This is a genomic window from Flavobacterium wongokense, assembly GCF_021608265.1.
In the GTDB taxonomy this organism is placed as follows: Bacteria; Bacteroidota; Bacteroidia; order Flavobacteriales; family Flavobacteriaceae; genus Flavobacterium; species Flavobacterium wongokense.
Genome location: NZ_JAKIHP010000019.1, coordinates 1 through 1,465, shown reverse-complemented (window position 1 = coordinate 1,465; position 1,465 = coordinate 1). Strand labels below are relative to the sequence as shown.

Genomic DNA, 1,465 nt, shown 5'->3' with positions numbered 1-1,465 from the left:
TGTCGGTTTGGTACCAGACTTCCGAAAGAATAGGCATTTTTTTGATATTGAACGTAGGTAAATATAGTAAAAAACCACAACTTTTTGGTTGTGGTTTTTTGGGTATGGTAATATAAAGATTTGACCATATTATTTGTTTTCAATCAATATGATTACAAGTATAATAAAACCAAAAAAACAGAAATACATCAATTTTCTAATCCTTTTAATTTCCTGTGCATATTCTACAGCTAATGGATCATTAAGTTTTTTGATTTCGTTCTCATCAAAATTAAAAACCATATTCGCATCACCAAAGGAATAAGTCAAAGATTTGTTTTTATTATAAAAATCAATGTGCTTATTTTTTAAATAAATTGAAAATACATTAATTAATTTCAACCATTTTAGAATAAAAAAAGGATAAAAAATTATCAGATAAATTACTGGAATAAAATTAGAATAAGGCAACTTAAAAAAAATTAGAATCGAAAATAAAATCGTAATTAATGAATAAGCCACTATCTGTCCGTTATTTTTCATTCTCCAAGACTTTTATCAATTGCCTTTACCATTTGCTTTAAATCTTTCACGTCTTTGTTCAATTTATTCATTTCTTGATTTACATCATTTAATTTTTCACTATTCTCTTTATATGCATCTTTAGCCCAAGATTTGCGTAATTCGCCATATTCACCTTTGTAATAAGGATCCGTTTTAAACGAAGCTATTTTTGCTTTAGCATTTTTAATGTTTTCTATTGCCTCTGCTTTCTCTGTTTTTAATCCGGCTAGTTTTTCTTCTGCATCCTTTATTTGTCCAGATATTGTTGATTTAGCTTGGTTTAATATGGTTGTATATTTAGCTAAATTAGAAATAGGCCTTGTTATCTCTGTATGAGTGTAAGTATAGTCAACAGAAAGAGGTAATAATCCACCTCCATAACCAAATGAACCATATATACCAAAATAGTCTCCTGAAGTAGCTACACCTAAAGCTCCAGTTGCTCCTTCACCGGCTGAAACACCAACAGTATGCCCCCAACCGGTGGCATCATTAGCATGCTTCATAGTTGGGAAAAAAGTTGCTACAAGGCTGGATGACAAACATACATTTGTTGAAAATCCTATACCATAACTTCCGTAAGCATAAACACCATCCGGAGCTATTATAATACCACCTCCACCATTTCCAGTTATACCAGCTCCTCCCGAAACAGACGTACCCAATAGTAAAACTTCAGCTCCTTCTAATTCAATTCCATCGATAACCCTGTTTTCACTAAAAGCATAAGTAGAGTTATGTGGATATTTCTTAAACAAAGGATCAACTGCAAAGAACCTTCCAATTCTAGGATCATGCATTCTATAAGTATAATTTATTGAATTTCCTTCTCCTTTGATTTCGTCGTCTTTTTCCTGTCCCTGGAACCCGAAACGGTAGTCTTTGCTCGAGCCATGTCGGTTTGGTACCAGACTTCCGAAAG

At 32.4% G+C, this 1,465-nt stretch carries 2 protein-coding genes; both read right to left on the bottom strand.

The genetic code is table 11. The annotated features are described in order from the left end of the window. Window positions 1-129 precede the first annotated feature (129 nt). Window positions 130-522, bottom strand: a complete 393-nt coding sequence (locus tag L1S31_RS14830; RefSeq protein WP_236465561.1) for a hypothetical protein — start codon at window positions 520-522, stop codon at window positions 130-132. Next, a complete protein-coding gene (locus tag L1S31_RS14825) occupies window positions 519-1,343 on the bottom strand; it encodes a hypothetical protein (protein WP_236465560.1) in 825 nt (274 codons plus the stop codon). The genes L1S31_RS14830 and L1S31_RS14825 overlap by 4 nt, the downstream gene beginning before the upstream one ends. Window positions 1,344-1,465: the final 122 nt, after the last annotated feature.